Genomic DNA, 2,443 nt, shown 5'->3' on the forward strand with positions numbered 1-2,443 from the left:
CGAGGTGACATATCTTCAATATGCCGGGTTGCCCCATTCGGATATCTGCGGATCACATTGTATGTGCCAATCCCCGCAGCTTTTCGCAGCTTATCACGTCCTTCATCGCCTCTGAGAGCCTAGGCATTCCCCATACGCCCTTATTTAGCTTATTGTACTTTTTGCTTTTTTAATGAGTTTGTTATTAGTTAAAAGCTCGTAAACCTTAACTAACAACGAATTATTATTTTTTTAAAATATATCATATTTAGTATGTGCAATACTAAACAATCAAATACTTTAATGTATTTTTATGTATCTTTTTCAATATGTCAATGAACTTTTTCCTACCTTATTCCTTCCCTTTAGGAAGGCTAGGATGGGATTGTGGAGAATATCGGAGTCGAACCGATGACCTCCTGCGTGCAAGGCAGGCGCTCTAGCCAGCTGAGCTAATCCCCCGTTTTAGCAATGAATAATTAATAATTATCAATTTATAATGCTAATTACTTCGTAATTACTCTACTTCTAGAATTTCCTTTAAACTTTATATTTAGTAGTCTCAGGCAGACTCGAACTGCCGACCTCTACATTATCAGTGTAGCGCTCTAACCAGCTGAGCTATGAGACTCTAACTATAATAGTTTGTATTTTAAATTAACAGCAGGAGAATAAACTTTTCCTTTTCCTTTTTACTATTTTACTTCCAATAGTCGTCTTTCTCTAGAAAGGAGGTGTTCCAGCCGCACCTTCCGGTACGGCTACCTTGTTACGACTTAGCCCTAGTTATCGACTTTACCCTAGGCCGCTCCTTGCGGTGACGGACTTCAGGCACTTCCAACTTCCATGGCTTGACGGGCGGTGTGTACAAGGCCCGGGAACGTATTCACCGCATCATGGCTGATATGCGATTACTAGCGATTCCAGCTTCACGGAGTCGAGTTGCAGACTCCGATCCGAACTGTGATAGGGTTTATAGATTCGCTCCTGGTCGCCCAGTGGCTGCTCTCTGTCCCTACCATTGTAGCACGTGTGTAGCCCAGGACGTAAGGGCCGTGATGATTTGACGTCATCCCCACCTTCCTCACAGTTTGCACTGGCAGTCTTGTTAGAGTTCCCGACATGACTCGCTGGCAACTAACAACAGGGGTTGCGCTCGTTATAGGACTTAACCTGACACCTCACGGCACGAGCTGACGACAACCATGCAGCACCTTGTAAATTGTCCGAAGAAAAAACTATCTCTAGTCCTGTCAATCTACATTTAAGCCCTGGTAAGGTTCCTCGCGTATCATCGAATTAAACCACATGCTCCACCGCTTGTGCGGGCCCCCGTCAATTCCTTTGAGTTTCATTCTTGCGAACGTACTCCCCAGGTGGGATACTTATCACTTTCGCTTAGCCACTCAGACCGAAGTCCGAACAGCTAGTATCCATCGTTTACGGCGTGGACTACCAGGGTATCTAATCCTGTTCGCTCCCCACGCTTTCGTCCATCAGTGTCAATACATTATTAGTAATCTGCCTTCGCAATTGGTATTCTATGTAATATCTATGCATTTCACCGCTACACTACATATTCTAACTACTTCATAATGATTCAAGATAACCAGTATCAAAGGCAATTCTACAGTTGAGCTGCAGACTTTCACCCCTGACTTAATTATCCACCTACGGACCCTTTAAACCCAATGATTCCGGATAACGCTTGGATCCTCCGTATTACCGCGGCTGCTGGCACGGAGTTAGCCGATCCTTATTCTTACAGTACCGTCAAGCTGCTACACGTAGCAGTGTTTCTTCCTGTATAAAAGCAGTTTACAACCCATAGGGCAGTCGTCCTGCACGCGGCATGGCTGGATCAGGCTCTCGCCCATTGTCCAATATTCCTCACTGCTGCCTCCCGTAGGAGTCTGGTCCGTGTCTCAGTACCAGTGTGGGGGATCCCCCTCTCAGGGCCCCTATCTATCGCTGTCTTGGTAAGCCGTTACCTTACCAACTAACTAATAGAACGCATGCTCATCTTTTACCGATAAATCTTTATTATTAAAGTGATGCCACTCTAATAAACTATGAGGTATTAATCCAAATTTCTCTGGGCTATCCCTCTGTAAAAGGTAGATTGCATACGCGTTACGCACCCGTGCGCCGGTCGTCAGCGGAGCAAGCTCCCTGTTACCCCTCGACTTGCATGTGTTAAGCCTGCCGCTAGCGTTCATCCTGAGCCAGGATCAAACTCTTCATCGTTAAATTTTTAAGTCTTTCGACTATTACTTTTAACAACTAATGGAATTAAATTTGGTACTCAAAATGGTTTATTCTCTTTTTGTGATACTAACCGTTTCCAGTTAATATCTACGCTGTCAATTCAATATGTTAATGAACTTATCCCCATCTGCTCTCTCGAACATCTTCCCCGAAGGGTAAGGTAATAATGAGTTTTCTTTTTTTATCTTAACTCGTT

At 44.2% G+C, this 2,443-nt stretch carries 2 tRNA genes and 2 rRNA genes (1 of these 4 cut by a window edge); all 4 read right to left on the reverse strand.

Features of this window, described 5'->3' with window-relative positions:
* A 23S ribosomal RNA gene (locus R6X41_RS19585) occupies positions 1-155 on the reverse strand; it reaches 2,780 nt to the left of the window's first position.
* 212 nt (positions 156-367) lie between these two features.
* Positions 368-441, reverse strand: a tRNA-Ala gene (locus tag R6X41_RS19590).
* A 95-nt stretch (positions 442-536) separates the two neighbouring features.
* Positions 537-610 (reverse strand) — tRNA-Ile (locus R6X41_RS19595).
* A 96-nt stretch (positions 611-706) separates the two neighbouring features.
* Positions 707-2,226, reverse strand: a 16S ribosomal RNA gene (locus R6X41_RS19600).
* Together the 16S and 23S rRNA genes with 2 tRNA genes alongside form the textbook arrangement of a ribosomal RNA operon.
* Positions 2,227-2,443 lie beyond the last annotated feature (217 nt).

The sequence above is a fragment of the Formosa sejongensis genome (assembly GCF_033447105.1).
Taxonomy (GTDB): Bacteria; Bacteroidota; Bacteroidia; order Flavobacteriales; family Flavobacteriaceae; genus Formosa.